Below are 23,755 nucleotides of genomic sequence, written 5' to 3'. Positions count from 1 at the left end.
TAAACACGGAGTCCCGCCGATGGCCGAAACCACGACCCTTGCCGCAGCCCTGCCCCACATGCTGCCGGCCTGCCCGCACGCCCGGATCGCACTGTTTGCGATACGTCGGATGGGTGCGCACGGGCTGGCGGATGCGCGCGCGTCGCATACGCTTTTCACCATGTTCGGGCAGGATTTCCGGCGGCCGCTGATCCTGATGCGGACCCTGATGGCCGATCTGGCGGTGCATGCTTCCGGGCAGATCGCTATCGCCCCTTGCTGCTGCGCGCGCATGACGGCGGCTGAGGCGGCGCTGATGACCATATTGTCACAAATGGAAACCGCGCCGCAAAAGGCGCACTTCCTGATGACCGATCTGCTCGGCATCCGGCGGGTCGATAGCGTGCTGGCGAGCGCCGCGGCCGTCTCCGCCGCCTTTGCCGATGAGGGGCGGCCGATCAGCTATTGACCGGCACTTCGCGACGGGCGTCGCCCTCTCCCTCGACGCCCGCGCTGCCGATCGAGCGTTCGACCAAGCCCGATCGTGCCATCCACCAGAAGAGGATGACACCCGGCATCGCGACGACGGTGGTCAGCAGATAGAAGTCGACATAGCCGAACCGCTCGACCAGCGCGCCCGCCGTCGTTCCGCTCAGGATACGCCCGACTACGCTCGCCGCCGCAGAGATCAGCGCATATTGCGCAGCGGTGAAGCGCAGGTCGGTCAGGGCGGAGAAATAGGCGACGACGGTGACGCCGCCGATCCCGCTGGAGAAATTCTCGAACCCGATCGCACCCGCCATGCCCCAATTGGAATGGCCCAGCGCCGCTAGCCCCGCAAAGGACAGGTTCGACACCGCCATCAGGACCAGACTGATGAGCACCGACCGCTTCATCCCCAGCCGGGCATAGAGCACACCGCCGACGAACACGCCGATCAGCAGCGCCCAGAAGCCGACGCCGACATCGTAAAGTGCGATCTCGTCCTTGCTGAACCCCAAGTCGTTGAACAACAGGCGGAAGGTCAGGTTTGCGATCGTGTCGCCAATCTTGTGGACGAGGATGAAGGCGAGGATGACCAGCGCGCCCTGACGGCGGAAGAACTCGGCAAAGGGGCCGACCACGGCCCGTACGATCCCCTCGGTCGGTCGCTTGGCGGTGATCTCGCTGTGGCGGGCAGGCTCGCCCATGAAGAGCGCGGTCAACACGGCAGGCAGCGCAAAGGCGCAGCTGACCATATAGGCGACGCTCCACCCCGCACGGCTCGCGATGACAAGCGACAGCGAGGCGACGAGGGCCGAGCCGATCCGCCAGCCATATTGCCCCATACCCGCGCCGACACCCAGTTGGCGCGGCTCCAGCAGTTCGATGCGGTAAGCGTCGATCACGATGTCGAAGGTGGCTCCGGCGACACCGAGCGCGATCGCCGCCATCGCCGTCTGCGCCAGCGACACGCGCGGATCAGAAAGCCCCAGTCCGACCGCCGCCGTGCAGACCAGCGCCGCCACGACCAGCAACCACGAGACCCGCTGACCCAGCCGGTGAAGGACGGGAATCTTCACCCCCTCGACGATCCAGGCCCAGAGCCATTTCAGATTATAGGCCAGGATCACAAGGGCGAAGGCGGTGACGCTCTTCTTCTCGATCCCAGCCTCCGCCAACCGGCTGGCCAGCGTGGCGTTGATCATGGTCAGCGGGAAGGCGGAGGATATGCCGAGTGCTAGCGAGGCCAACGGCGCGGGTTCGACGTAGGGCCGCACTCCATCCAACCAACGCGCACCCGCCATAGAAAACCGCCTACCTTACCGGAAAGCGCGGACCCTATAAGGCTTGGCCATCAGGGGCAACGGGGCCCGGCGATCCGGCACGCGCAAACAGGCGCAAGCCCGACGGCAGGCGACTTGGCGACTTGCCCGCGCGGCGCTCCTCGATCGCGTCGATCGCTCCCAGCAATTCGCGCGAGCCATAGGGCTTCATTAATATGCCCTCGGCCAGTTGCTCGACCCCGTCCGGGGGCGTGCCGGTGAGGAACAGGACCGGAATATCGCGAGCATGGGCAGCGCGCGCCACATCGACGCCGCTGCCATCGGCGAGCCGGACATCGGCTAGAACGAGGTCGATGGCCGTGCCGCCATCGATCAAGGTCACGGCCTTGCTGACCCGGTCGACGGTCGCCACCACCTCATAGTCGGCATCGGTCAGGACGTGTTCGGTATCGAACGCGACCAGCGGCTCGTCCTCGACGACGAGCAGCTTGACCAGCTGTCGTTTCTTTCGCCCGAAGAATCTCATCCCTCTATCGGCCTGTCCTGCTGCCCCACTCGCTCGCGTAACGCTTTGTCCGCCGGAAACGACGCAATTAATTTCCTTTGGTCGACACCCTCTGTATCAGCGTCGATCATGACATCAGATCAACGTATAGCCAAACTGCTTGCGCGGGCCGGAGTCGCGTCGCGCCGAGAGGTCGAGCGGATGATTGCCGAGGGCCGGATCGCGCTCAACGGCGTGACCATCGACACCCCCGCGACGCTCCTGTCGACGCTCGACGGCGTGACCGTAGACGGCGATCCCGTTGCCGCGCCCGAACCAACTCGCCTGTTCCTCTATCACAAGCCGACCGGCCTGCTCGTCACTGAGCATGACCCCGCAGGGCGGCCGACCATCTATGACCGCCTGCCCGAGGGGCTGCCGCGCCTGGTGCCGGTGGGGCGGCTCGACCTCAACACCGAGGGTCTGTTGTTGATGACCACCGATGGCGGGTTCAAGCGTCAGCTGGAACTGCCCGCCACCGGCGTCGAGCGTACCTATCGCGCGCGCGCCTATGGCGACATCACCCAGGCGCAGTTGGAGGACCTGATCCACGGCATCGAGATCGACGGCATCCGCTATGGCCAGATCGACGCCAACCTGGAGCGGCGAACCGGCGCGAACGTCTGGATCGAGATGACGCTGCGCGAGGGCAAGAATCGCGAAGTGCGCCGCGTGCTGGAGCATCTAGGATTGCAGGTCAGCCGGTTGATCCGCCTGCGCTATGGCCCGTTCGTGCTCGACGAATTGCCGGTTGGTGAGATCGGCGAGGTCCGGGGGGCCGACATCGTCGAGTTCCGCCGCTCGCTGGAGGGCGGCATCCCGGCGGACGCGATCAAGCCAGCGAAGATCAAGCCCGGCTTCCGCACACCGCCGACGCGGGCGGTGAGCGAGCGTCCGGCTCGCAGCGTTTCCCCCGATGCGCGTGGCGGAACCGGCGACCGGCCCAGGTCGCAGGATCGCAAGGGACCGGGTGAGCAGAGCCGTCGTGACGATGGCCGGCGCTCCTCTCCCTATGGGTCCGGTGACCGCCCCACCCGTGACGGCGTTCGCACCGAGCGGCCGCGTCAGGGCGCCAAGCCCTATGGCCAGTCGGCGACGAACGAGCGTTTCGATTTTGGCGGACAGCGGCCAGCCCGTTTCGAGGACCGGGCCGAACGCCCGGCGCGTGATGGTGGCCGTGCGGATCGCCCGCGTCAGGGTGCCAAGCCCTTCGCCACATCATCCACGGGCAAGCGCGCAGGCTTCGGTGGGCAGCGGCCGTCGCGGTTCGATGACCGTTCCGAGCGGCCCGCCCGCGATGGTGGTCGCTCCGACCGGACGCGTCAGGGCGACAGGCCCTTCGCGAAATCCCCCGCAGGTGATCGTTCCCGTTCGGGCGACCAACGACCTGCTCGTGACGGTGTTCGCTCCGACCGCCCGCATCGGGACGGGAAGCCTTTCGCCAAATCCGCCAAAAGCGAGCGCTTTACCCCTAATGCCGAGCGTCAGCCGCGCTTCGATGATCGCGGTGACCGCCCGGCCCGCCCGTCGCGTGGTCCGCAAGGCTCGTCCGGTCGTTCGGGCGGCCCGTCGCGCCCTGACACACGCGGAGGACACCCCGGTGGTGGCGGCTCGCGTCCCGGTCGGCCCGGAGGGAACCGCTAATGCGTGTGATCGCCGGACAATGGCGCGGGCGTCCTCTCGTCGCGCCCAAGGGTGACGTGACGCGCCCGACCGCCGACCGGACGCGTGAGGCGCTGTTCTCGATGCTGACCGCACGGCTGGGTGATTTCGAAGGGCTAGCGGTCGGTGATTTCTTCGCTGGTTCCGGCGCGCTCGGGATTGAGGCGCTGTCGCGCGGCGCGGCGTCCTGTCTGTTCGTGGAGCAGGATCGCGCCGCCCTTGATGCGCTGCGTGCCAACCTCGCCAAGCTGGAGGCCAAGGGCGATGTCCGGGCCTCGTCGGTGATGGCGCTCGGACCGGCCCGTGCGCCGCTCGATCTGATCCTGATGGACCCGCCTTATGGGACCGGTGCGGGCAGCGTGGCGCTGGACAAGCTGGCCCGGCTCGGCTGGGTTGGTGCGGGAACCTGGGTCAGCATCGAGACGGCCAAGCAGGAGGAGATCGAGCTTGCGGGCTTCACCGTCGATGCCTCCCGCGTCCACGGAAAGGCGCGCCTGACCCTGCTCCGTCAGGCCTGATCGCCACCCCGCCCGCGCATCAGGGCCAGCCCGGCGAGGCTGAGCAGACCGGCGGCGACCAGATAGCCGCCGACGAAGTTCAGCCCGCCGCGCTCGGTCAGCGCCTGCGCGGCAATGGGAGCAAGCGCGCCGCCGATGATCCCGCCCAGATTGAAGGTCATCGATACGCCGGTATAGCGCACGCCCGCCGGAAACAGCGCGGGTAGCCACCCGCCGAGCGGACCATAGGCAAAGCCCATCACGAACAGCGCCAGCGCCAGCCAGACGAAGACGATGGCGAGCGACCCCGACCCCAGCATCGGCCCCATGGCGATCCCGACCAGCACGCATCCCGCAAAGCCCAGCCGCAGCATGAACGGCGCACCATGCCGGTCGGCCATCACGCTGGATACGATGACGCCCAGCGCCAGGAACAGGATCGCGACCAGCTGAATGCCCAGAAACGCCTCGCGCGGATAGCCGAGCACGGTCGTTCCATGCCCCAGCGCAAAGGCGGTCGCGAGGTAGAAGATCGCAAAACAGGCGATCACGCCGCCCGTCCCGGCCAGCAGCGCGCGGCCATGGCCCTGCAACAACGTCGCGATCGGCACGCGCGGCAGCGCCTCGGCCTTCTTCGCCTCGGCAAAGTCGGGCGTCTCGGTCAGGCGCAGGCGCACCCACAGGCCGAGCAGCACCAGCACCGCACTTGCCAGGAACGGCAGGCGCCAGCCCCAGGCGCGGAACTGTTCGTCGGTCAGGATCAGGCCGAGGATCAGGAAAAAGCCATTCGCCAGGATGAAGCCGACCGGCGCACCGAGCGGCGGGAACATGCCCCAGGTGTTGCGCTTGCCCGGCGGGGCGTTCTCGACCGCGAGCAGCGCGGCCCCGCCCCATTCGCCGCCCAGCCCCAGCCCCTGTCCCAGACGCGCGATGCACAGCAGCAGCGGCGCGATCCATCCGGCCTGCGCATAGGTCGGCAGGAACGCGATCGCGACGGTCGAACCGCCCATCAGCATCAGGCTGACCACCAGCGTCGACTTCCGTCCCACCCGGTCGCCGAAATGGCCGAACGCTATGGCGCCCACGGGCCGTGCGATGAAGGCCAGGCCGAAGCTGGCATAGGACAGCAGCAATTGCGCCGTTGCCGACGACGCCGGGAAGAACAAAGGCCCGAACACCAGGGCCGCTGCCGTGGCGTAGATGTAGAAATCGTAGAACTCGACCGCCGTGCCGGTCAGGCTGGCCAGCAGGATATGGCGGTGCGACGGAGGCGAAGCATGGGTCATGCTCCGCTCGTGGAGAAGCAGGAGGGCGTCGTAAAGCCCTATCCGCTTACGCCGCCAGCACCTGCGCCAATTGCAGTAGCAACCAATAGAGTGTGCCCGACAGCAGCATCGCGGCGGGCAGCGTCAGTACCCAGGCGAGCAGCATGTTGCGGATCGTCCGGAACTGAAGCCCCGCGCCATTCGCGACCGATGCACCCGCCACGCCCGAGGTCAGGATATGCGTGGTCGACACCGGGCGGCCAATGAACTCGGCGCCAAAGATCGTCGCGGCCGTCATCAACTCGGCGGCCGCCCCCATGCCATAGGTCAGATGCGTCTTGCCGATCCGCTCGCCCACCGTCACCACGATCCTCCGCCAGCCGACCATGGTGCCCAGGCCCAGCGCCAGCGCGACGGTGACCTTCACCCAGAGCGGGATATAGCGGGTGCCCCGCTCCAGCGCCCCGGCATAGCCGTTGAGCGAGTCGATCTCGGCGGCGGTGAAGCGCTGCTTGGCGGCATCGCTCTTGGTCACCATCCGCGTGGTATCGAGGACCAGATACATGTCGTTGCGCAGATTGGGCACGACGGCGGCGGGCACGCGGCTGAGCGTGCCGTAATTCTCGATCCGCCCGCCGATATCGCGCGATAGAACGGACAGTCCGGCATAGACTTCGGCCGTGTCGATCGCCTTCTTGCGGACGCCATCGACCACCGCTTCGCGCGCCTGATCGACCGTCATCGTGCCGGGAGCGCCATGCGCGGCATAGGCGGTGGCGGCGACCTGAGCACTGCGGACGAAGGCAGGCATCGCGCTTTGGGGGAGCGTACGGTTCAGCGCATAGGCCGTGGGCGCGCAGCCGATGAGGATCAGCATGATGAGGCCCATGCCCTTCTGCCCGTCATTGCCGCCATGCGCGAAGCTGACCGCCGTACAGGTGAAGATCAGGAGCGCGCGGATACCACGCGGCGGCGGCGTATCGCCCTCCGGCTCGCGATAAAGCCGCTTGTCGCGCAGGAAACGCTTCATGACCAGCATCAGCATCAGCGCGCCGACGAAGCCGATCAGCGGGCTGAACAACAGCGCGGACAGCACCTTCTGGACCTGCGCCATATCGACGCCCGAGGTGCCGGCGACGTTCGAGAGTAACTGGTTCGCCAGGCCGACGCCCAGGATCGACCCGATCAGCGCGTGGCTCGACGAATTGGGCAACCCGACCGCCCAGGTGGCGAGGTTCCACAACACCGCCGCCAGCAGCAACGCGAAGATCATCGCGAACCCGCCCGCCGAGCCGACATGCAGCATCAGGTCGATCGGCAATAGCGTGATGATCGAATAAGCGACCGCCCCGGTCGAGGTGACGACCCCCAGAAAATTGAAGAAGCCCGACCAGACGACGGCCAGCGGGGCGGGCATCGAATGGGTGTAGATGACCGTCGCCACCGCATTGGCGGTATCGTGAAAGCCGTTCACGAACTCGAAGCCCAGCGCGATCAGCAGCGCCAGCCCCAGAAAGGCGAAGACACCGATCGCCATCGGCTCACCGACGCGGGCTGTGTCGGTCGCGACGCTGTACCCAGCATAGGCCAAGCCGCCGACCAGCAGGGCGGTGAACGCCCAACGGCCCATGGGGTGTAGCCCCACGTCGAGACGCGGTCCACGAACACGAGATTCGGATTGGCCACCGGCGAGCGCATAGGATGTCATGACCACGGTGCGTTGCGCCTTTCCGGTGACATTTTAATGACGGCGACCGGATGCCGGTCCCGCGATGGAACGCGGCCGGGCGGTCCGTGGACCCGCCCGGCCGAGCGCCGTCCCTGATCTCAGTTCTTGCTGGCGAGCACGACCGGCGCCATCGACAGCGCGGCGATCTTTGGCGCAGCGTCCGCCACCATCTCATGGCGGCAACGCGAAATGTCGGCGTTGCGGCGCAGATCGGTCGTCACCGGCCCGCAGGCGATCGCGGCCGCGCGGCGGATACGGGCATCGAGCTGCGCGCGGTGGTCGGCACGGTGGAGGTCGAGGTCGGCATAGCGAACGGTGGCGGTGACGGGCTCGCGCATTTCGGCGTGAGCCGCGACGGACACGCAAAGAGAGGCCGCAAAGGCGGCTGCCGTGAACATCTTCATCGGGTGGTGCTCCTGCTTCGGGTCGTGCCCGTCACGGCGGCGTCGACGCCGGGTTAAGCGCCTCGCCGCTCGTCGGCACGGCCGGGCCTCTAGGCCGGGGACATGTCGCTTTCGCGTCGGGGAAAAGACGCCGTGATGACGAGTCCCGTGATGAAACAGCGGCAGACGATTACCACGAGTGGTTGCCCCGCTTGCAAACGTTCCCTAACTGTTCGCGATGACCGTCGCTTCCCCCGATCCCGCCGCTTCGCTGACCGATTATCCCTATCTGCGGACGCTGAACCCGGCGCAGAGGGAGGCGGTGCTGACCACCGATGGACCGGTGCTGGTGCTGGCGGGCGCGGGGACGGGCAAGACGGCGGCGCTGACCGCGCGGCTCGCGCACCTCCTCTATACGCGCAAGGCTTGGCCTTCCGAGATCCTGTCGGTGACGTTCACCAACAAGGCCGCGCGCGAGATGCGCGAGCGCGTCGGGCGGCTGGTCGGTGACGCGGTGGAGGGAATGCCGTGGCTCGGCACCTTCCACGCGATCGGCGCGAAGATGCTGCGCCGCCATGCCGAGCTGGTCGGGCTGCAATCTAACTTCACCATCCTCGACACCGACGACCAGTTGCGCCTGCTCAAGCAACTGATCCTGGCGGCCGATATCGACGAGAAGCGCTTTCCGGCGCGTGCCCTCGGCGGCCTGATCGACGAGTGGAAGAACAAGGGTCTGGTCCCCGCCGACATCGATGCGGGTGAGGCGGAGCGTTATGCCAACGGCCAGGGCGCGGAGTTGTACCGCCAATATCAGGAGCGGCTGCGCAGCGTGAACGCCTGCGACTTCGGCGACCTGCTGCTCCACATGCTGACCATCCTGAAGACGCATCGCGACGTGCTGGAGCATTATCAGCAGCGCTTCCGCTACATCATGGTGGACGAGTATCAGGATACGAACAGCGTCCAATATCTGTGGCTGCGTTTGCTGGCGCAGGCACATAAGAACATCGCCTGCGTCGGCGATGACGACCAGTCGATCTATTCGTGGCGCGGCGCACAGGTCGAGAATATCCTGCGGTTCGAGCGCGACTTTCCGGGCGCCAAAGTGATCCGGCTGGAACAGAATTACCGTTCGACTCCGCATATCCTGGGCGCCGCGTCGGGCGTGATCGCCAATAATGGCGGGCGTCTGGGCAAGACGCTGTGGACCGAGCTGGATGTGGGCGAGAAGGTCCGTGTGCTGGGCGTCTGGGACGGCCCGGAGGAAGCACGCCGGGTCGGCGAGGAGATCGAGGCCGCGCGACGCTCGGGGACGTCCTACGACAATATCGCCATTCTCGTCCGCGCCTCGCACCAGACCCGTGAGTTCGAAGATCGCTTCATCGCGATCGGGCTGCCCTATCGGATCGTCGGCGGGTTCCGCTTTTACGAGCGGGCCGAAATCCGCGATGCGCTCGCGTATTTGCGGATCGTCAACCAGCCCTCCGACGATCTGGCGTTCGAGCGGATCGTCAACGTTCCCAAGCGCGGACTGGGCGACAAGGCCTTGGCCAAGATCCATCAGCTCGCACGCGCCGAGGGACTGCCGCTGACCATCGCCTCGGGGCGCATCCTGGACACGGATGAACTGACCGCGCAGGCGCGGCGGAGCCTGGGCAACCTAATCGGCGACATCGCTCGCTGGCGCGATATGGCCCGCGACCTCGCCCATCCAGAGCTGGCGCGGCAGTTGCTGGACGAGAGCGGCTATACCGCCATGTACCAGAACGAAAAGTCGGCGGAAGCGGCCGGGCGACTGGAAAACCTGTCCGAGCTCGTCCGCGCGATGGAGGATTACGAGTCGCTCGGCGCGTTCCTGGAGCATGTGTCGCTGGTCATGGACCGCGACGGCGACCAGCGCGAACCCGAAGTGACGATCATGACGATCCACGCCGCCAAGGGCCTGGAGTTCGACACGGTCTTCCTCGCTGGTTGGGAAGAGGGCCTGTTCCCCTCGCAACGTGCCATCGACGAGGGCGGCACGCGCAGCCTGGAGGAAGAGCGTCGCCTCGCCTATGTCGCGATCACCCGTGCTCGGCGAAAGGCCGTCATCCTGCACGCGGCCAACCGCCGCATCTACGGCCAGTGGACGTCGAGCCTGCCGAGCCGCTTCGTCGGCGAACTGCCGCCCGAGCATATCGAGAGCGAGACGAGCATGACCGGCGGCGAGAGCCTGTGGCGGGCCAACTGGTCCGAACATGCCGATCCCTTCGCCAATGTCGCGCGCGGCACCGGGCGCGGCCCTGGCTGGCAGCGTGCTGCGACGGGACAGGCCGCGGCCCCCGCCCGCCCCGCCCGGATCGTCGAGTCGCGTTCCCCCTCGGTGGGATTGGGCCAAAAGAGCCGCGACGACCTGCGCGTCGGCGAGCGGGTGTTCCACCAGAAATTCGGCTATGGCGAGATTGCGGCGATCGAGGGAAACAAGCTGGAGATCGATTTCGAGCAGGCCGGGCGCAAGCGGGTGATGGACAGCTTCGTTACCAAGGGGTGACGGCGGTGTCGTTCAGGAACCATATTCTTTCGTAACCGTATCGCTCGCCTCCCCGACTGTCGGGGTATGGAGGGATAGGAACGATGCGCTTTCGTCGTCTGACCATCTTGGCGATCACCACCGCCGTCACGGCAACGGCCATTCCGGCGACGGCACAGACCGCCGCGCAGGATGCGCGGTTCCGGGCGGCGCAGGCGCGCTTCGATCGGGAGTATCAGATTTATCGGCAGGAAGTGGACCTGTATCAGTCGGAGCGGAATCGCGGCGGCTATGACGATGAAGGCTACAGCCCTGCCCCGCCGCCGCCCGGCCCCGGCGGCTACCGGGTGGCGCCGCCGATTCCGGCCAATGGTTACGACCGCAATGCCGAGCCTTATTACGATCCGGTCGGCGACTATCGCGACGGCTCGCAATATCGCGAGCGGGTGCTGCAACCGCAGGACCGGGTCTATGCGGGAACCGATGGCCGCTATTATTGCCGCCGCCCCGACGGCACGACCGGCCTGATCATCGGCGGTGCGGCGGGTGGCGTCCTGGGCAATCTGGTCGGTGGCCGCAGCAGCACCATCGCGACGCTGCTCGGGGCCGCTGGCGGCGCGCTGGCCGGTCGTTCGATCGAGCAGAACCAGAACCAGTTCCGCTGCCGCTGACGAAACAGTCGGGCACCGCGTCTCCGACGGGAGCGCGGTGCCTGTCGCTTCAGTGGATCAGCCCGGCTCGACCATCATCAGAGCCGCACCCTGATATTTCTCCGCGTCGCGCTCGAACAGCGCACTGGCCGCGAACCGCCGGGGCGTCAGACGCAGCGCGCCCAGACCGGCGAGCTTGAACGTCCCCATCTTTTCCTCGCGCGGCGGCTTGCCGTCCCGCTCGATCGTCGTCGCATCGACGTATAGCTCGTCGTGCCGGGTGAAGATCACATGGGGCGCCAGCACCACCTCGCCGCGATTGTACAGCGCGGACACCGCCTGCATCTTGACGATCGCTTCGAAGATGATGGCGGGAGCGCCTGCCGCCGGTTCAGCCGGACGGCGCTCGGTCGTCGTCATATCGGTCATCCCCTGCATTTGCCGTCCCTGTCGCAACGCAGCAAGACCCTTATTGCCGCATAGGGCAACAGAAAAAGCCGGGCGCGTGGCACGCCCGGCCCGTTCCGCTATGGCTTGGGCGCGTCCATCAGCTTCTGCGCGAAATAAACCATCTGCTGCGCACTCAGCCGCGCACCTTGCGCAATGTCGGCGTCACCCGAATGACCGCCCGCCGTATCCTCGTAAAAAAGATAGGGAATGCCATATTCCGACAGGCGCGCGGCAAACTTGCGGGCGTGCTGCGGCCCGACCCGGTCGTCCTTGGTCGTGGTCCAGATATAAGGCTCCGGGTAAGCGACGCCCTTGCGGATATTGGCATAGGGCGAAATCTTGCGCAGGAAGGCGGCCTCTTCGGGCACGTCGATCGAGCCATATTCGTCCTTCCACGAATCGCCCGCCGCGATCTTCTGGTAGCGGACCATATCGAGCAGCGGGACCTGGATCGTCACCGCCTTCCACAGCTCGGGATGCTGGGTCAGTTCGACGCCCATCAACAGGCCACCGTTCGAGCCGCCATAGATGCCCAGCTTCTGCGGATTGGTGATCTTCCGCGTGAACAGGTCCTTCGCCACCGAGGCGAAATCATCATAGATGATCTGACGCTTGGTCTTGCGGCCCGCATCATGCCATTTCGGCCCGAACTCGCCGCCGCCCCGGATATTGGCGAGCACGAACGCCCCGCCCCGCTCGGTCCAGATCTTGCCGGTCGAACCGAGATAATAGGGCAGCCGGGCGATCTCGAACCCGCCATAGGCGGTCATCAGCGTCGGCGTCGTCCCGTCGAGCTTCGCGCCCTTGGGCAGCACGACGAAATAGGGGATCTTGGTCCCGTCGGTCGAGGTCGCCTCATATTGATGGACCGTCGTCCCCGCCGCATCGAAGCGGGCGGGCAGCGTCTTCAGCACCTGCGGCGCGCCCGGACGGCTGGCGTCGAAGCGAGACAGGACGGTCGGCGTGGTGAAGCCCGAGGTCGACAGATAGACGATGTCGGAGCGGTCACTGGTGCTGACCACATCGACGGCCATATTGTCCGGCACCTGCACGGGGCTGGCGGACCAGCCATTGCCGGTCGGAGCAAAGACGCTCGCCCGGCCGCGGACATTGTCGATATAGGTGACGACGACGCGGTCCTTGGTAGTCGAAACCCCTTCCACCGCCTGGCGGTCGGTCGGCGTGAACAGCGCGCGCGGCGTGATCTGCCCAGATTCCAGCTCGGACAGCGGCGCCCAGACGACCGAGCCCGCCGGATGCTGGCCCCAGGCGTCGCTGGTCTGGAAGATCACCCTGCCATCGACCAGCACGGCCGGAAAGGCGCGCGCAGGCATGGCAATCGGCTTGGCGCCGCCCTTCGGCGTCCAGAACAGCTTGGTGCCGCCGAAAAAGGTCTGCCGCCGCTCGATCACGACCGCGCGATTGCCCTTCGCGTCGGTCAGCACGCTGGCATAGGTGCCCAGTTCGTCCGTCGGGGCGCCACGGAAAATCTCGGTCGCCTGATCGAGCGGTTGGCCGCGCTTCACCATCTTCACAACGAAGGGATAGCTGGACTTGGTCAGCGTCCCCTGCCCCCAGTCACGGCTGACCAGCAGCGTATCCTTGTCAAGCCAGGATGCGCCCTGCTTGGAGGTGGAGAGACGGAAGCCGTTCGGCACGAACTGCCCGGTCTGCAGATCGAACTCGCGATACTCGATCGCGTCCTCGCCACCCTCCGACAGCGCGATCAGGCAGAGACGATCCTCGGGGCTGAGGCAGGTCAGGCCCTTCCAGACCCACTTCTTGCCCTCCGCCTTGCTAAGCGCGTCGAGGTCAAGCAGCGTCGTCCACTTCGGATTGGCCGAGGCGTAATCGGCCTCGGTCGTCCAGCGCCACAGGCCTTGCGGATGATCGGCATCGCGCCAGAAATTGACGATGCGGCCATAAAGCTGGCCCGGCATCGGAATGCGATCCTTGGCCGACGCGATGGCGAGGGCTTCCGAATAAAAGGCTTGATAGCGCGGATCATTTTGGAGGCGCGGCAGCGTCTTGGCATTCTCCGCCTCGACCCAGGCCAGCGCCTTGGCGCCGTCCTTGTCCTCCAGCCAGATATACGGATCATTCTCGGTCATCGCGCCGGTCTGCGCCATTGCGGCCCCCGTCACAAGCTGTCCGGCCAGCATCGTGCCCGCCAGCAGTCCACGCCATCCCCGCATTCGATTACGCTCCGTCTCAATCGCGAATGACGGGAATGTTACTTCATCACGTCGCCATGGCAATGCGTCGCAACCGCTTTATTGCCGCCACGATCGGCCGCATCGGAAGTCTGTGAAATCACTGGTGTTCGCCGGGCTCGCTGTCGCCGGGACACGGAACGGCCGTCGATGCGGCCCGTTCAACCCCCTGCTTATCTACCTCATGTGCAGGAAAAAACGATGCCTTATCTGAAGACCCGCGACGGCACCGACATTTACGTCAAGGACTGGGGAGAAGGCCGCCCCGTCGTCCTGCTCCATGGTTGGCCGCTGTCCGCCGATATGTGGGACCCGCAGATGATGGCGCTGGCCGAGGCCGGCTTCCGCGCCATCGCCTATGACCGGCGCGGCTTCGGACGGTCGGGGCAACCCTGGTCGGGTTATGACTATGACACGCTGTCCGACGATCTTGCCGATGTGCTGGAAGCGACGGGTGCCGAAGACGCGGCGATCGTCGGCTTCTCGATGGGCGGGGGCGAAGTCGCCCGCTATATGAGCCGCCATGACGGCAAGGGCGTCGTCGCGGCCGGGCTGATCGCCTCGGTCGTGCCGTTCATGCTCAAGACCGAGGATAACCCCCATGGCACCGACCAGTCGGTGTTCGATCAGATCGGCCAGAACCTGCGTGACGACCGCGCCAACTTCTTGCGCCACACTTTCCTGAAGCAGTTCTTCGGCGTCGGCTATCTGACCAGCCCGGTCAGCGATGACATACTCGATTGGGCGACCAGCGTCGCGATGCAGGCGGGGCTGAAGCCGACGCTGGCCTGTGCGGAATCCTTCAGCCAGACGGACTTCCGCCCCGATCTGGCTGCCTTCCGCGTGCCCACGCTGATCGTCCATGGCACCGGCGACCAGACCGTGCCGATCGATGCGGCGGGTCGTGCGGCAGCGGCGGGGATCGCCCATTCGCAGCTTGTCGAATATGACGGCGCACCGCACGGCCTGAACGTCACGCATGGCGATCGCCTGACCAGCGACCTGCTGACCTTCCTCGGTCGATGATACGAAAAGGGCGGCCCCGCAAGGCCGCCCTTTCTCATTTTAGGGGAACGATGACCTCGTCCGGATGGGCGACGTTCAGTTCCTTGCGGACCATCTCGTCGACCATGTCCGGGTTGGCATGATCCGGGTCGAGCAGCGCGACCCGGTTCTTCAGCACCGTCCGCTTCTTGTCGAGCACGGCATAGTCATGCTCACGCTTGACCAGCTGACGCTGATACTCGCCATAAGCGAGCAGGCCGTTGCGCCCCAGCACCGCATAGGCGCCGAAAAACGCAACGATCGTCAGACCAAGGGCGGGCAGCGCGGCCCGCCGCATGGTCCGGATGAAAGGCGACGGTTTCTTTGTCACAGCGGCCATAATCGTACCGACGCCCTTCGATTTCAAGCGCGGATGAGAATATCGCGACCGGCATAGCGTGCCGAGTCACCCAGCTCTTCCTCGATGCGGATCAGCTGGTTGTACTTGGCGAGCCGGTCAGAACGCGCGAGGCTGCCCGTCTTGATCTGGCCGCAGTTGGTGGCGACCGCCAGATCGGCGATCGTCGCGTCCTCGGTCTCGCCCGAACGGTGCGACATGACGGCGGTGTAGCGCGAACGCTGCGCCAGCGACACGGCCTCCAGCGTCTCGGTCAGCGTGCCGATCTGGTTGACCTTGACCAGCAGCGAGTTGGCATAGCCGCCGTCGATGCCCTGCTTCAGACGCTTCGGGTTGGTAACGAACAGATCGTCGCCGACCAGCTGAACCTTGTCGCCGATCATGTCGGTCAGCGCCTTCCAGCCTTCCCAGTCGTCTTCGGCCATGCCGTCCTCGATCGACAGGATCGGATACTGACGGGTCAGGTTCGCCAGATACTCGGCCATCTCGTGGCTCGACAGGATCTTGCCCTCACCCGAGATGTTATACTTGCCGTCCTTGAAGAACTCAGTGGCGGCGCAGTCAAGGGCGATCATCACATCGTCACCCGGCTTGTACCCGGCCTTCTCGACCGAGGCCATGATGAAGTCGAGCGCTTCGGTGGTCGAGGCGATGTTGGGGGCGAAGCCGCCCTCGTCGCCCACGCCGGTCGCCAGACCGTTTTCGTGCAGCGCCTTCTTCAGCGTGTGGAAGATTTCCGAGCCGCAGCGGACCGCTTCCATGATATTCGCCGCACCGACCGGCATGATCATGAATTCCTGGAAATCGATCGGGTTGTCCGCATGTTCGCCGCCGTTGATGATGTTCATCATCGGCACCGGCAGCAGATGCGCCGAAACGCCCCCGACATATTTATAAAGCGGCAGGCCGCGCGCTTCCGAAGCCGCCTTGGCCGCCGCCAGGCTGACGCCCAGGATCGCGTTCGCACCCAGGCGGCCCTTGTTCTCGGTTCCGTCCAGCTCGATCATCGCACGGTCGAGATCGGCCTGATCCTCGGCGTCCATGCCCAAGATGGCGTCGGTGATCTCGTCATTGACCGCCTCCACAGCCGCCTCGACACCCTTGCCCATCCAGCGGCTCTTGTCGCCGTCGCGCTTCTCGACCGCTTCATGCGCGCCGGTCGATGCACCCGAGGGAACGGCGGCGCGGCCGAAGCTGCCGTCTTCGAGCAGCACGTCGACTTCGACGGTGGGATTGCCCCGGCTGTCCAGGATTTGACGCGCGTGGATGTCGATGATTGCGGTCACGTAACGATGCTCCTACATCAGCCTTGAAGGTCTCGGCGCGGCTCTACCGCGTGACCGTGCGAAGGGCAATTGCGCTAAAAGCATGGAACCGTGCTTCCGGTGCCGGGGTTAAGAGGCAAACCGCCCGTTCGCCCGGGCCGAAACGAAAGGGTTTTTCGATGGCTGATACCAACAGCACGTTTCCCGCCGCAGACACCACGACGCCCGGCTTCGGCGCAAATATCGCGGTAGCCCCTGAGGTCGCCGCGCCGAACGCCCCGATCGGTGGCCCGGCCGTGTCTGATGAAGACGCCTCAAAGGCGAAGGCGGGTCTGGCCGATGCCAAGCAGCAGGTGAAGGACGGCGCGTCCAAATTCCAGCAGCAGGCGGTCGACAAAATCCAGTCGCTGGCTGGCGACGGCAAGGCCAAGGCAGGTTCGGCGCTCGATCAGGTCGCGCAGCTGCTGAACGATGCGGCCGGTCAGGTCGATGAGAAGCTGGGCAGCCAGTATGGCCAATATGCCCGCTCGGCCGCCGACACCGTGACCTCCCTGTCCGGTGCGATCAAGGAGAAGGATGTCGAGGAACTGCTCGACGACGCCCGCGCCTTCGTGACGAAGAGCCCGGCGGTGGCGATCGGCGTCGCGGCGGCGGTCGGCTTCGCGCTGGCCCGCGTCATCCAGTCGGGGATCGAAACCCGCCAGTCGGTCGACGCCTCCGCGTGACCCGCGTAGTCGAAACCCTGCGGACGGCGGCATCGCCCGAGCCGGAGACGCTGACCTCGCTGGTGTCGCAACTCGTCGATGATGGGCGCTCGTTCATCACCGCCGAGATCGATCTGGCGAAGGCACGAGCGACCGACAAGATCGGTCGCTATCGCAGCGCGGCTATCTTCTTCGGGGTTGCCGCCGTGCTGGGCCTGTCGGCGCTGATCGCCTTGCTCGTTGGCCTGATCTTCGCGCTGGCGCCCGCGACCGGCCCGTTCGCCGCGACGCTGATCGTCGTCGGCGTGGTCGTCATCGTGGCAGGCATATTGGCGATGATGGGTAAGTCCCGCCTGTCGGGAGGTGCCGCATGACCGTCGCAGAGGCCGAAATCCGGGCTGCCGAAGCACGCGAACGGTTGAACCACACCGCATCGCGCATCCAGGCCAAGCTGGAGCCGCAGGCGCTGGCGGCGCAAGCGCGGGAGGCAGGCGTCACGGCCGCGAAATGCGGTCTAGAATCGGCCAAGAGCAATCCCGGTGCGGTTGCGGGCGGCGTCGCCGTCTTCGGCCTGCTTCTCAATCGTCGGCGGATCGCCCGCCTGTTCAAGCGCAAACGCTGATTTGGATCGCGGGGGCGCCCCCCTAGCGACACTGCCCAGAAGGATGTTCGCAATGACCACCGAAACCCACCAGGATCAGCAAACCGCCCTTCGCGAGAAGATCGACCACACGCGCGAAACCGCGTCGCAGGTCTATCATGACGCAAAGGACAAAGCCGCCTCGGCGCTTCATACGTCGAAGGACAAGGCGGGCGAACTGGCACACAAGACCGCTCGCACCATCGAAACCAATCCGCTCGGCATCCTGGTCGGCGGTCTGGTCGTCGGCGTGATCGCCGGTGCCCTAATTCCCCGTTCGGTCCGTGAGAAGGAATTGCTCACCCCCCTCGGCAAGAAGCTGGGCGAGACGATCCGTCAGGCGACCCAGGCGGCGCGCGAAACCGGCCTACGCGAGCTGGAGGATGCGGGCCTGACCAAGGACGCCGCCAAGGACCGCGCCAAGTCGCTGTTCGATGACGTCGTGAAGGCTGCGAGCAATGCTGGTTCGGCGGCCGCCAAGGCTGCGACGAACAAGACCACCGTCTGATTACGGCCCGTTCGACTGGGCTTGTGGCGCCCCGCGATCCGATGGCGATCGCGGGGCGTTGCTTTTATTTGACGCGCCGCAGCAATGGCTTGCGGGTGGGACGCGGGCTTTCTACCAAGTTCGCCTTATCGCTCTCACCGGGATACCCGCTTGCGCTCTTCCTCCCTCGCCATCGTTCTTGCCGCCCTTGCCCTTGGCGTGCCTACCGTCGCATCGGCTCAGGCCACCCCCATCGCGGCACCCCAGCCTGGCGAAGGCAAGGAAGATGCCCGGCTCAAGAGACTATTCCACGATAGCGACGAAGCGAGCCTTGCGCGCAATCCGATCAGCGGAATTTTTCGCGGCGACATACGCCGGGCCGACCGGATCGGCGATTTTTTCTCAGACGCCTATATCGCGGCCGAGCGCGCAGCGGCCGAGAAGGATCTGGCACAGCTCGGCCAGATCGACCGCGCCAAGCTGACCCCGACCAATCAGGTTGCCTATGACGTCTTCAAGCAGCAGACCGAGACGACGCTGAAGGGCTATGATCCCGCCATCGTCGCACTGACGATCGTCCGCCCGATGGATCATTTCTATGGCATCCAGACCTTCTATCCCGAATTCGCCTCGGGTCAGGGTGCCGCACCGTTCAACACGGTGGCCGATTACGACAACAACCTGAAGCGTAACGTCGAATATGCCCATCTGCTCGACGAAGCGATCACCCGCTTCCGCCAGGGCATGGCAAGCGGCATCGTCCAGCCCAAGCTGGTCGTGCGCAACATGATCGCCCAGTTCGACAATCTGCTTGCGGTGCCGGTCGAAAAATCGACCTTTTACGGTCCGATCCAGAATTTCCCCGCCACCATCCCGGCGGCGGAGCAGGCGCGCCTGAAGGGCGCCTATGCCGCGCAGATCCGCGACGTGATCGTGCCCGCCGAACAGCGGATGCGGACCTTCCTGGCCGATACCTATCTGCCCGCCGCACGCGATACGGTCGGCCTGTCGGGTATGCCGGGCGGCGACAAGCTCTATGCCTATCTGATCGAGCAGAACACCACCCTCCCCCTCAAGGCGGAGGACGTGCACCAGCTCGGCCTGTCCGAGGTCGCGCGCATCCTGAAGGCGATGGAGGTCCAGAAGCAGGCGGTCGGCTTCAAGGGCAGCCTGGCGGAGTTCTTCACCTTCCTGCGCACCGATCCGCGTTTTGCACCCAAGACTGCCGCGCAGCTTCGTGAAGGCTATGAGGCGATCGGTCGCCGCGTCGATGCGCGCATCCGCGAGCAATTCTCGCTGATCCCCAAGACACCGCTCGAAATCCGCCCGGTCCCCGCGTTCAAGGAAAAGACCGATGCCGGTGGCTCCTACCAGGGCGGCACGCCGGACGGGACGCGGCCGGGCGTTTTCTACTACAACACCTACGACCTCCCCTCCCGCTACATGTGGGAGATGGAGACGCTCTACTTGCACGAAGCGGTGCCGGGCCATCATTTCCAGATCAGTCTGGCCCAGGAGAACGCGGCGCTTCCCGCCTTCATGCGCTTCGGCGGCAACACCGCCTATGCCGAAGGCTGGGCGCTCTATGCCGAGACGCTCTGGCCCGAGCTGGGCATGGAAACCGACCCCTATCAGCGTATGGGCGGCCTGAGCGACGAGATGCTGCGCGCGATGCGTCTGGTCGTCGACACCGGCATCCACGCCAAGGGTTGGACGCGCGATCAGGCGATCGACTATATGCTCGCCAACTCCCCCATGGCGCGCACCGACGCGACCGCCGAAGTCGAGCGCTACATCGCCATTCCGGGCCAAGCACTGGCCTATAAAATCGGGCAGCTCACGATCAGCCGGTTGAAGGCGAAGGCGAAGACGGAACTGAGCGCGAAGTTCGATCCGCGCCGCTTCCACGCCGAAGTACTTGACACCGGCGCGCTGCCCATGCCGGTACTGGAAGGGAAGATCGAGGACTGGATCGCGGCCGAAAAGCGCCGCTGATCGTAGAGAAGCGCCGCGTTAGGGGACGTGGCGCTTCTCCAGTTTTCGCGCGAGCGTCCGGCGGTGCATACCCAGCCGCCGCGCGGTTTCCGAAATGTTGAAGTTGGTTTCGGCCAACGTCTCGTTGATCCGCTCCCATTCCAGCGTCTTGATCGAACTGGGACGATCGGTGATCGCGGTCGTCGCATCGCCCCCCGCCTTGTGGAAGGCCGCTTCGATGTCATCGGTGTTGGACGGCTTGGCGAGATAATGGCACGCGCCCAGCTTGATCGCCTCCACCGCGGTCGCGATACTGGCAAAGCCGGTCAGGACGACGATCAGCATTTCCGGATCATGCGCGTGCAGCGTCTGGACGCAGGCCAAGCCCGACGCCTGGCCGAGCTTCAGGTCGACCACCGCATAACGCGGGCTCGTCTCCGCCAGCACGTCGCGAAGCGCGTCGGGGCTTGCCGCCATCCAGACGCGGTAGCCGCGGCGCTCGAACGAACGTTGCAGCGTGCGCGCGAAAGTCTCGTCATCCTCGACGATCACCAATGAGCGTTCGTCGTCCATCATTACTCCCGATCCGATACGCCGATCATGCTTAAAGGTAGGGTCAGCGTGACGACTGCGCCACCCTCGGCCCGGTTAGCCGCCTCGACCCGGCCGCCCAGCTTGCGGACGACACTAGACACGAGGAACAGGCCGACGCCATGTCCCTCGCCCTTGGTCGATTGCTGCGGTCGCCCGACCTGCGACAGTGTTGCCGGGGTGAAGCCCGGTCCGCGATCGGTCACGCGCACCGCCACCGCGCCGCCCTCGCGTGCGACGGTCAGGCCGACCCAGTGCGGCGAGGCTTCGGCCGCGTTGTCGAGGACGTTCCAGACGGCCTGCTTGATCGCGGGGTCGGACACGATCGCGGCATCGTCATCGGTCCGCTGATAGTCTAGCAGCACCTGGCCATGGCTGCGCCGCCATTCCTCGACGATGGTGTCGATGAAGCGTCCCACCTCGGAGAGTTCGGCCGCCTCGCCACGCGGTTCGCCCGCCGATTGCAAGATGCGGGTGACGATCGCCTTGCAACGCTGGACCTCCGCCTGCATCTCGGCGATCTCGCCCATCAGTTCGGCATCGTCACGCAGCTTGGGCACGCGCCGCCAGTCGCTGAGGATCACCGACAAGCTCGCGAGCGGCGTGCCCAGTTCATGCGCCGCACCCGAAGCGAGCAGGCCCATGCGGACGATATGCTCTTCTTCCGATGCCTGCTGGCGCAAGTCCGCCAGCCGCGCGGCGCCAAGCCGCATATTGTGGCTGATCCGCGTGACGAACAGGATCAGCAGGCCTGTGACCAGCGCGAAGCCCAGCCAGTTGCCCAGCGTATGCAACCCGGCAATGTCACCGAACAGCCAAGGTGGGAAGGCGAGCGGGCGATGGTGGAGCGACAGCAACCCGAAACAGAGCCCCGTGATCCCCGCCAGGGCCCAGGCCGACCAGGTTTCCAGCAACACCGCGCCCAACACGACTTGGATCAGATAGAGCGAGATGAAGGGATTGGTCGCCCCGCCCGCAAGGAACAGCTGGAGCGTCAGCGTCCCGACGTCGAACATCAGCGCGAACAAAAGTTCGGTATTCGTGATCCGGTGAAAGCGCAGGCGGAAATGGCTGAGCAGATTGATCGCGGCCGCCATCACCAGCACGCCCATCATCGCCGGAATGGGAAGCTGAACCCCCATGACGCGGTTGACGAACAGGATCGTTATCAGCTGCCCTGCCACCGCCATCCAGCGTAGGTGGATAAGCTGGCGCATATTGGCGGTGCCCGCAGCCGCGTCGGGCTCGCGGGGGCGCACGGTAAAGGGCAGGAAGGGCGGATCGCCCGACGTCACTCGCGGCCCCGCCGCCAGAGAATGACGATGCCGACCACTGTCAGGATCGCCAGGGCGAACCAGGTCAGCGCGTAGGACAAATGGCTGTTGCGGAACGCTACGACGGTCAGTCCGCCGACCGGATAGCCGCCGGGGTTGGGTGTAGCGTCGGCGTCGATGAAATAGGGCGCGACCGGGCCGAGCCGCTTGGCCTTTGCAATCGCCGCGACATCGCGTGAATACCAGCGGTCGGCGATCGGATCGTTCGAGCGGAGGAACGCGCCATCCGGCTCGGTGACGCGGACTAGACCGGTAACACGGACCGGGCCATCAGGGCGGCTGTGATCCGCGCGCTTTTCGGTGGGTACGAAGCCACGGTTGACCAGCACAGTAAAACGGGGACCGACCAGCGGGGTCAGAACCCAGAAACCCGGACCTCGTTCGGTCACGGCCTGGACGAAGGTCTCACGGTCGTTGCGGAAACGCCCCTCGGCGGTCACGCGGGTATAGGCGTCGGATGCGCCTGCGGTCCGGGGGGCAGCGACGGGCGGGGCGTGGAGCCGCGCATTCACCGTCGCGATCAGGTTCAGCTTCCAGACGCGGCGTTGCAGCTGCCACACGCCGAGCGAAAGAAAGGCCGCGATCAGCGCCACGCCGATCGCGGTTAGGATCGCCAGCGTCAGTGGCGAACGGCCGGGCCGCCCGCCGCTCACGCCAGCATCGGCCATTACATGCCGCCGCCCATCTGGGCGGCCATGTCCGGCATCATGTTGGTGTTCATGTGATACATGACCCAGATCGATCCGCTCAGCGTGATGACGACCAGCACGGCGGTAAACACCAGCGCCATCATCGTCCAGCCACCCTCCGACTTGGTGTTCATGTGGAGGAAGTAGATCATGTGGACGACGATCTGTACGAACGCCAGCCCCATGATGACCAGAGCGGTCGTCTGGGTATCGCCCAGCGCGCCGGTCATGACCGCCCAGAACGGGATGGCCGTCAGGATCACCGACAGCACGAAGCCGATCATGTAACCCTTGAGCGACCCATGGCCGTGAGTATCGCCATGCGCGTGGATGTCGTGGCCGTGGTCGCCGTGGTCGCCATGACCATGGGGGTTATGAGCGCTCAACGGAGAACTCCCATCAGATAGACAAAGGTGAAGACGCCGATCCAGACGACGTCCAGGAAGTGCCAGAACATCGACAGGCACATCAGGCGGCGCTTGTTCGCCTCGATCAGGCCGAAGCGACCGACCTGCACCATCAGCGTGACCAGCCAGATCGAACCGAAGGTGACGTGCAGACCGTGCGTGCCGACCAGCGTGAAGAAGGACGACAGGAAGGCCGAACGCTGCGGACCCGCGCCCTCATGGATGAGGTTGGCGAATTCGTAGAGCTCGATCGACAGGAAGGCGAGACCGAACAGGCCGGTGATGCCCAGCCAGATCAGCGTGTTCGACTTCTGGTTCTTCTCCATCGCGATCATGGCGAAGCCATAGGTGATCGACGACAGCAGCAGCATCGAGGTGTTGAGCGCGACCAGCGGAAGCTCGAAAATCTCCCGCGGGGTCGGCCCGCCGGCATAGCTGGTGCCCAGCACGCCGTAGGTGGCGAACAGGATGGCGAAGATGAGGCAGTCGCTCATCAGGTACATCCAGAACCCGATGGCGGTCGAGCCACCGGATTCGTGATGATGATCCTCGTCCTCGACCAGATAATAGGTCGGGTTCTTGGCCGGATCGGCGCTCAGAACGTCGGTCGACATG

At 65.5% G+C, this 23,755-nt stretch carries 25 protein-coding genes; 11 read left to right on the top strand and 14 right to left on the bottom strand.

Annotated features, from left to right (window positions below):
* Positions 1–19 precede the first annotated feature (19 nt).
* The gene (locus tag KV697_RS02385) at positions 20–448 is read left to right on the top strand and encodes a DUF6628 family protein (RefSeq protein ID WP_219019950.1); all 429 of its coding nucleotides are present in this window, start codon (positions 20–22) and stop codon (positions 446–448) included.
* Here the strand turns inward: KV697_RS02385 and KV697_RS02380 are convergent.
* Positions 438–1,766 carry an AmpG family muropeptide MFS transporter gene (locus tag KV697_RS02380; protein WP_219019949.1) on the bottom strand — a complete coding sequence of 443 codons (1,329 nt, stop codon included), beginning with the start codon at positions 1,764–1,766 and terminating at the stop codon, positions 438–440. The genes KV697_RS02385 and KV697_RS02380 overlap by 11 nt on opposite strands.
* 34 nt (positions 1,767–1,800) lie before the next feature.
* The gene (locus KV697_RS02375; RefSeq protein ID WP_219019948.1) at positions 1,801–2,271 is read right to left on the bottom strand and encodes a response regulator; all 471 of its coding nucleotides are present in this window, start codon (positions 2,269–2,271) and stop codon (positions 1,801–1,803) included.
* A gap of 108 nt (positions 2,272–2,379) precedes the next feature.
* Between KV697_RS02375 and KV697_RS02370 the strand changes: the two genes are divergently transcribed.
* The gene (locus KV697_RS02370) at positions 2,380–3,933 is read left to right on the top strand and encodes a pseudouridine synthase (RefSeq protein WP_219019947.1); all 1,554 of its coding nucleotides are present in this window, start codon (positions 2,380–2,382) and stop codon (positions 3,931–3,933) included.
* Entirely contained in the window at positions 3,933–4,469 is a 537-nt protein-coding gene (rsmD, locus tag KV697_RS02365; protein WP_219019946.1) for a 16S rRNA (guanine(966)-N(2))-methyltransferase RsmD, read from the top strand. The genes KV697_RS02370 and rsmD overlap by 1 nt, the downstream gene beginning before the upstream one ends.
* On the opposite strand, the gene KV697_RS02360 is transcribed toward rsmD, so the two are convergent.
* The 3 genes from KV697_RS02360 to KV697_RS02350 all read right to left on the bottom strand — a co-directional run bounded on the left by KV697_RS02360 (position 4,460) and on the right by KV697_RS02350 (position 7,846).
* Positions 4,460–5,734: an MFS transporter gene (locus KV697_RS02360; protein WP_219019945.1), complete on the bottom strand. Its 1,275-nt coding sequence runs from the start codon at positions 5,732–5,734 to the stop codon at positions 4,460–4,462. The two genes, rsmD and KV697_RS02360, sit on opposite strands and share 10 nt — an antisense overlap.
* A gap of 46 nt (positions 5,735–5,780) precedes the next feature.
* Complete coding sequence (locus KV697_RS02355) at positions 5,781–7,421, bottom strand: inorganic phosphate transporter (RefSeq protein WP_374011383.1); 1,641 nt, start codon at positions 7,419–7,421, stop codon at positions 5,781–5,783.
* Positions 7,422–7,540: 119 nt separating this feature from the next.
* Positions 7,541–7,846, bottom strand: a complete 306-nt coding sequence (locus KV697_RS02350) for a UrcA family protein (RefSeq protein ID WP_219019943.1) — start codon at positions 7,844–7,846, stop codon at positions 7,541–7,543.
* 217 nt (positions 7,847–8,063) lie between these two features.
* Between KV697_RS02350 and KV697_RS02345 the strand changes: the two genes are divergently transcribed.
* Complete coding sequence (locus tag KV697_RS02345; protein WP_219019942.1) at positions 8,064–10,355, top strand: ATP-dependent helicase; 2,292 nt, start codon at positions 8,064–8,066, stop codon at positions 10,353–10,355.
* A gap of 83 nt (positions 10,356–10,438) precedes the next feature.
* A complete protein-coding gene (locus tag KV697_RS02340; protein WP_219019941.1) occupies positions 10,439–11,005 on the top strand; it encodes a glycine zipper 2TM domain-containing protein in 567 nt (188 codons plus the stop codon).
* 57 nt (positions 11,006–11,062) lie between these two features.
* Here KV697_RS02340 and KV697_RS02335 read toward each other — a convergent pair whose 3' ends face one another.
* Together KV697_RS02335 and KV697_RS02330 are read right to left on the bottom strand one after the other, a co-directional pair.
* Positions 11,063–11,404: a hypothetical protein gene (locus tag KV697_RS02335; protein ID WP_219019940.1), complete on the bottom strand. Its 342-nt coding sequence runs from the start codon at positions 11,402–11,404 to the stop codon at positions 11,063–11,065.
* Between the two features lie 107 nt (positions 11,405–11,511).
* A complete protein-coding gene (locus KV697_RS02330; RefSeq protein WP_219019939.1) occupies positions 11,512–13,629 on the bottom strand; it encodes a prolyl oligopeptidase family serine peptidase in 2,118 nt (705 codons plus the stop codon).
* Positions 13,630–13,848: 219 nt separating this feature from the next.
* Here KV697_RS02330 and KV697_RS02325 point away from each other — a divergent pair, with 219 nt between their 5' ends.
* On the top strand, positions 13,849–14,673 hold the full coding sequence (locus KV697_RS02325; protein WP_219019938.1) for an alpha/beta fold hydrolase: 825 nt from the start codon (positions 13,849–13,851) through the stop codon (positions 14,671–14,673).
* Between the two features lie 34 nt (positions 14,674–14,707).
* On the opposite strand, the gene KV697_RS02320 is transcribed toward KV697_RS02325, so the two are convergent.
* Positions 14,708–14,989 carry an FtsB family cell division protein gene (locus KV697_RS02320; protein WP_257575818.1) on the bottom strand — a complete coding sequence of 94 codons (282 nt, stop codon included), beginning with the start codon at positions 14,987–14,989 and terminating at the stop codon, positions 14,708–14,710.
* Positions 14,990–15,054: 65 nt separating this feature from the next.
* Complete coding sequence (eno, locus tag KV697_RS02315; RefSeq protein ID WP_219019936.1) at positions 15,055–16,335, bottom strand: phosphopyruvate hydratase; 1,281 nt, start codon at positions 16,333–16,335, stop codon at positions 15,055–15,057.
* 158 nt (positions 16,336–16,493) lie between these two features.
* Here eno and KV697_RS02310 point away from each other — a divergent pair, with 158 nt between their 5' ends.
* From KV697_RS02310 to KV697_RS02290, 5 genes are all read left to right on the top strand, one after another.
* Positions 16,494–17,039 carry a hypothetical protein gene (locus tag KV697_RS02310; RefSeq protein WP_219019935.1) on the top strand — a complete coding sequence of 182 codons (546 nt, stop codon included), beginning with the start codon at positions 16,494–16,496 and terminating at the stop codon, positions 17,037–17,039.
* The gene (locus KV697_RS02305) at positions 17,036–17,392 is read left to right on the top strand and encodes a phage holin family protein (protein WP_257575560.1); all 357 of its coding nucleotides are present in this window, start codon (positions 17,036–17,038) and stop codon (positions 17,390–17,392) included. The genes KV697_RS02310 and KV697_RS02305 overlap by 4 nt, the downstream gene beginning before the upstream one ends.
* A complete protein-coding gene (locus KV697_RS02300) occupies positions 17,389–17,640 on the top strand; it encodes a phosphatase (protein WP_219019934.1) in 252 nt (83 codons plus the stop codon). Before KV697_RS02305 ends, KV697_RS02300 begins: the two co-directional genes overlap by 4 nt.
* A 52-nt stretch (positions 17,641–17,692) precedes the next feature.
* Positions 17,693–18,166, top strand: a complete 474-nt coding sequence (locus KV697_RS02295; protein ID WP_257575559.1) for a hypothetical protein — start codon at positions 17,693–17,695, stop codon at positions 18,164–18,166.
* 84 nt (positions 18,167–18,250) lie between these two features.
* Positions 18,251–20,140 (top strand): DUF885 domain-containing protein, encoded by a 1,890-nt coding sequence (locus KV697_RS02290; RefSeq protein ID WP_219019932.1) that lies wholly within the window; start codon positions 18,251–18,253, stop codon positions 20,138–20,140.
* A gap of 18 nt (positions 20,141–20,158) precedes the next feature.
* Here the strand turns inward: KV697_RS02290 and KV697_RS02285 are convergent, their stop codons facing one another.
* The 5 genes from KV697_RS02285 to cyoC are packed head-to-tail and all read right to left on the bottom strand — an operon-like array spanning position 20,159 to position 23,754.
* A complete protein-coding gene (locus tag KV697_RS02285) occupies positions 20,159–20,692 on the bottom strand; it encodes a response regulator transcription factor (protein ID WP_219019931.1) in 534 nt (177 codons plus the stop codon).
* 2 nt (positions 20,693–20,694) lie between these two features.
* On the bottom strand, positions 20,695–22,005 hold the full coding sequence (locus KV697_RS02280) for an ATP-binding protein (RefSeq protein ID WP_374011382.1): 1,311 nt from the start codon (positions 22,003–22,005) through the stop codon (positions 20,695–20,697).
* A complete protein-coding gene (locus KV697_RS02275; RefSeq protein ID WP_219019930.1) occupies positions 22,002–22,712 on the bottom strand; it encodes an SURF1 family protein in 711 nt (236 codons plus the stop codon). The genes KV697_RS02280 and KV697_RS02275 overlap by 4 nt, the downstream gene beginning before the upstream one ends.
* The gene (cyoD, locus tag KV697_RS02270; protein WP_219019929.1) at positions 22,712–23,119 is read right to left on the bottom strand and encodes a cytochrome o ubiquinol oxidase subunit IV; all 408 of its coding nucleotides are present in this window, start codon (positions 23,117–23,119) and stop codon (positions 22,712–22,714) included. Before cyoD ends, KV697_RS02275 begins: the two co-directional genes overlap by 1 nt.
* Positions 23,116–23,754, bottom strand: coding sequence for a cytochrome o ubiquinol oxidase subunit III (gene cyoC / locus KV697_RS02265; RefSeq protein ID WP_219019928.1), 639 nt, complete (start codon positions 23,752–23,754; stop codon positions 23,116–23,118). Before cyoC ends, cyoD begins: the two co-directional genes overlap by 4 nt.
* Position 23,755 lies beyond the last annotated feature (1 nt).

It is taken from the genome of Sphingomonas sanguinis, assembly GCF_019297835.1.
GTDB lineage: Bacteria > Pseudomonadota > Alphaproteobacteria > Sphingomonadales > Sphingomonadaceae > Sphingomonas > Sphingomonas sanguinis_D.
This window is presented reverse-complemented; position numbering and strand designations above follow the sequence as displayed.